The organism is Protofrankia sp. BMG5.30 (genome assembly GCF_001983005.1).
GTDB lineage: Bacteria > Actinomycetota > Actinomycetes > Frankiales > Frankiaceae > Protofrankia > Protofrankia coriariae.
On the sequence record NZ_MOME01000087.1, the window covers coordinates 1 to 4,360 of the forward strand.

Here is a 4,360-nt window from a genome sequence, read left to right on the forward strand (position 1 = left end):
ATCATCGGACGCTGGTCCGACCGTTCACCGACGTCCGTACCCCGGACCACGACAACCGGCCGACTGGCGTGGTGCACCAGACCCTGGCTGACCGAGCCGACGAGCAGACGGCCCAGCGGCCCGTGCCCGGCGGCGCCGACGACGGTCATCGCGGCCTGTTCGCCGTGTTGGAGCAGCGCGCTGACCGTGTCGGTGTTCACGACGCGCGTGCTCACCTCGACCGGCGGGTCGGGCATGGGCACCCGGGCGACGCTACGGTCCAGCATCTCGGCCGCCGCCCTGGTGAGTCCCCTGTGGCTGGCGGCCGTCGCCTCTCGGTAGACGTTGCGGGGCAGGCCGTCCGCGGTCCAGGCCAACAACGCCGTCACCGGCCGGCACTCCAGCGCGGCCGTGCGGTAGGCCCAGCGCAACGCCGCCTCGGACCCGGCCGACCCGTCGACGCCGACGAGCACCGGTGCCCTGCGTTGTGCATCCACCATGCATCCTCCCTACCCACGGCATAGCGGACGGCCTCGATCGGAGCGGGATGGGATCGACAGGCCAGGCCGCACCCGCGGTACGCCCTGGTGGCGCGCGGTGTGCCGGTCGACGCCGGGTGATGTCCGGTCGGAAACGACCGGTCGGAAAGACGCGCCTGCCCGGCAGGTCGCCACCATGGGCGGGCGGGTCAGCGGGGTCCGTTCGCCCGCGGGTAGCGCAGCAGGGCGCCGAGGCCCTCGGACGGCCCGTCCGCGAAGCCGGCGGGCAGGACCCGGACCGCCGCGCCGGTGCCCCACGCGGCGCGCACGGCCACGTCCGCCAGCCTGCCAGCGGTCGGCCGGCCGACCCGGCCGGCCAGCATGCCCGCCTCGGCGGTGACATCGGCCGGATCCGGTCCGAACCACGCGACCCGTTCGTCCCCGGGGTCGTCCACGACGAGCAGGGTCCGTGCCTGGGAACGGGCGAGCACGTCGAGAGCCGCGGTGGCCCCGTCGGCCGCCCGCCCGTGCGCACGGTCCTCGGCGAAGCGGGCGAGCAGACCGGTGGTCCGGGCCCGGGCCTCGGCCTCGGCCAGCTCGCGCACCTGGCGGTCGTGCAGCCGGTCACCCCGGCTGGGGTGCCGTCCGCCGTGCTCAAGCTGGCGCACCAGCGGGACGACCCGGGGCGGCAGGTGCTCACGCAGCAGCTGCACCGCCCGCACGTCTCCCGCCAGGACGACCAGCGCGGCGTCCACCTGCTCGACCAGCGCCGTCACCGCCTTCGCGACCTGTGCCGCGTTGTGCGCCCACGAGTCCTCGGCGCGATGCTGGTAGCGGCGCTGCGACCAGCCGCCGGGGGCGTTGCGCTCGATCTCGTCGTCGCTGCCCGTGACCTCGCCGGCGAACCGCGGCCCGTCGACGTCCACCCGCAGGTCGGCGCCTGTCCGGTCGGTGARCACGACCACACAGGGCACCGTGCGCTGCCAGCAGGCGAGCAGGGGCAGCACGCAGGGCAGTGGCCCCCACACGGCCCGGTCGTCCAGCTGCCCGCGCAGCCGCCGCTCCCAGGCGACCCGGCCATCGGCGGCGAACACCGCGAGAGCGGCATTGTCCGGCCCCAGGCGGGCCACCGTCTCGTCCACCGCGCCCAGCGTCGCGCCGTCCGCCCCGGCCGTGGCCAGCTGATCGCGCAGGCCGCGCCACCGCAGCGCCCGCTCCGGCACGACATCGTCGAGCTCACCCGACAGATCCAGGTAGAGCGTTACGAAGGGGCCGGCGGCGGTGAAGAGCCGGCCGATCTCCGCATCCTGTGTGCCTACGGTCACTACGGCCTCCCTGTCACTCGTTGTTCCGGCCGTGGGGTCCCACAGCCGTGAGGCTGTTACGGGACTGCTACGGACGGGCGGAGAGCAGCAGCTCGTGCGCCTGCCGGGCGGCCCGCGCCGCCGCGGCTTCGAGGCTCGTCCGTGGTGGGCGGGGACTCCAGCCCGCGGGCGATGGCCCGGACCGCCTCCGTGAGCGTGGCGAGCCGCTGTTCCAGGGCCGCGATTCGCCTTTCGTGATCGTTGGTCATTGTTCTCGCCTTCCCGCCGGTGGGGGCGCACGCCGCGGGCCTCCCCGGGTGGTGGCGGACCCCCGGCGCCCGGCCCCGGGTGGACGAAGCTGACATGGCCGGTGTCGGACCAGCGAGCGGTGAACGGTGAGTCGCCGGCCGGGTGCGGGTGAGGCCATGATTCCCCGCTCCTTGCCTACAAGCATGCAGATCGTTACCTAATATGCTTGATCCGAATACTTTCGGTCATTACCCGCGCCCGGCCCGTCCGAACCACGGACCGGCCGGCAAACCGAGATCGATGGCGGTCGGTGACCAGAGCGTCGACGGTTCCTCGGGTTCGACAGCGGGCTGCTCGCCCGCCGGCTCGTCGACGTCACCGGCTGGCTACGCGGCCGGTCGGAGATCGCTCACCTTCCCGTCGGCTACTTCGGGGCCAGCACCGGCGCCGCCGCCGCGCTACCGGCGCCCGCCGCCGCCGCGCTGTGGGCCGCGGCCGAGCCCGGTTCCCACGTCGCCGCCGTCGTCTCCCGCAGCGGCCGGCCCGACCTGGCCGCCACGAAACTGGCGGCCGTGCGCACCCCGACCCTGCTCGTCGTCGGCGGTGACGACGAACTCGTCCTCGAGCTCAACGGGCAGGCCCGGGCCCTGCTGCGGTGCGAGAATCAGCTTGCCGTCGTCCCGGGAGCCACCCATCTGTTCGCCGAGCCCGGCGCTCTGGAGGCCGTGGCGGAGCTCGCCCGCGACTGGTTCGTCCGCCACTTGGCCCTGGTCGGACGGCGCGACGGCAGTCCGTGAACGGTCACCCATGGTGAGGAGTGGCCAGATGTCGGCGCAGACCGAGCCCGCGGCGCCCGTCGAGGTGGAAAAGATCAGGGTCGACCGGATCGTGGTGGGCATCGACGGCTCGGAGGGGTCGCTGGCGGCGCTGCGGTGGGCGGCGTCGGAGCGGGCTCTGCGCGACGTCACACTGCTGGTGGTGCTGGCCTGGCAGGTGCCCTCGATCGGTCTGGTGCCTCCGATACCTCTCGACGAGCAGCCATGGCACCAGGCGGCGCGGCAGGCGCTGGGGGAGTCGCTGGCAGACGTCTTCGGCCCCGAGCTTCCGCCCGGCGTGCACGCCGAGATCAGGCACGGGCCTGCTGCTCGGCTCCGTGAGCACGGCCTGCGTCCACCACGCGCCCTGCCCGGTACTCGTCGTCCGCCCGCCACGGAACCAGCACAACCGGAGCTGAAGGCGCAGCCGGAGCCGAACGTCGACGGTCGAGGCCGAGGGCCGACGGCGGCGTGTGGCGCGAGCCACGCATGCCGCCGCCGGCCGCGCGGACCGGCGCGAACGGCTCGAGCGGCTCGAGCGGCTCACCGGCCACGGACAGGCCGGCACCGCACGCCGTCTCGGGATGCGCCTGGTCAACTCGCACGTCAGACGGTTGACGTCCCGGTCGCCGGCGTCTCGTCGACGAGGCGCTCGACGTGGCGGAGAAGATCGCGGGAATGTCGACCCAGGCGGCCATGACGGTCAAGGAGGCGGTCAACCGCGCCTTCGAGACCTCGCTGAGCGAGGGCGTCCTGTTCGAACGGCGGACCTTTCACTCCACGTTCGCCACCGCGGACCAGAAGGAGGTATGGCCGCCTTCACCGAGAAGCGCAGGCCCGTCTTCCGGGACGAGTGATCGTCCTCCTGGAACGGGCGATCACCACGGGGCGGGGTCGACGCCGGGTTCGGCCTGCTCGTCGCTGAACGCGTCCGACGTGGCCAGGTCATCGGTGGCTGGTACTCGATGTCCTCCTGCCAGCGGGAAGTGGGCCGGCCGGTTGTCCGGGCCGAACCTCCGACTTCCGGAAACCGCCTCCTCGCAACCTTCACAGAATGCGGCCGAAAGATTGCACGGCTTCGCGTCTTCGCCTGACTGGATCCACGTTCCCAGGCCGTGCCACAGTCTCCTCATCACACGGAAACGGCCTGGACGGCGAGCGCGCGAGCCGGCGAGCCGCATATTCCGGATGCAACTCCGCGGTTTCGCCGTGCTGGCAACTCCGCGGTTTCGTCGTGCTGGCAACCCCGCGGTTTTGCCGTGCTGGCAACCGCGGCCGCGGTACACCCGGAATACGCCTACGACCGGAAAGGCATCCACGTATGACTGACCACGAGGTCCGCGTCCACCGGAGTACCGAGCGCCTCGCGCGCGAGGACCAGCTGGCGTGGAAGATCGCGACGGTCGCGGTTGATCCGGTGGAGGTGCCTGCCGACACCACCGACATGATCGCCAACAGGATCATCGACAACGCCGGGGTGGCGGCGGCCTCGCTGGGCCGCCGGCCGGTGACCGCCGCCCGCGAGCAGGCGCTG

The 4,360-nt window shown here is 73.0% G+C and carries 3 protein-coding genes and 5 pseudogenes; 5 read left to right on the forward strand and 3 right to left on the reverse strand.

Translation table 11 applies throughout. The features are described from left to right. From BL254_RS24570 to BL254_RS29750, 3 genes and pseudogenes are all read right to left on the reverse strand, one after another. On the reverse strand, positions 1-479 hold a 479-nt coding region (locus BL254_RS24570; protein WP_139342506.1), incomplete at its 3' end, for a universal stress protein. A gap of 188 nt (positions 480-667) precedes the next feature. Then, on the reverse strand, positions 668-1,783 hold the full coding sequence (locus BL254_RS24575) for a Vms1/Ankzf1 family peptidyl-tRNA hydrolase (protein ID WP_076845383.1): 1,116 nt from the start codon (positions 1,781-1,783) through the stop codon (positions 668-670). Between the two features lie 324 nt (positions 1,784-2,107). Further along, positions 2,108-2,164 (reverse strand): annotated as a pseudogene (locus tag BL254_RS29750) (hypothetical protein); the annotation flags it as partial. A 185-nt stretch (positions 2,165-2,349) separates the two neighbouring features. Here BL254_RS29750 and BL254_RS24585 point away from each other — a divergent pair. From BL254_RS24585 to BL254_RS24600, 5 genes and pseudogenes are all read left to right on the forward strand, one after another. Next, a pseudogene (locus BL254_RS24585) lies at positions 2,350-2,808 on the forward strand (dienelactone hydrolase family protein); the annotation flags it as partial. Positions 2,809-2,836: 28 nt separating this feature from the next. Next, positions 2,837-3,034: pseudogene (locus BL254_RS28880) on the forward strand (universal stress protein); the annotation flags it as partial. 130 nt (positions 3,035-3,164) lie between these two features. Beyond that, a complete protein-coding gene (locus BL254_RS28885) occupies positions 3,165-3,245 on the forward strand; it encodes a universal stress protein (protein WP_235433794.1) in 81 nt (26 codons plus the stop codon). A 217-nt stretch (positions 3,246-3,462) separates the two neighbouring features. After that, a pseudogene (locus BL254_RS29755) lies at positions 3,463-3,683 on the forward strand (enoyl-CoA hydratase-related protein); the annotation flags it as partial. Between the two features lie 464 nt (positions 3,684-4,147). Next, positions 4,148-4,360: pseudogene (locus BL254_RS24600) on the forward strand (MmgE/PrpD family protein); the annotation flags it as partial.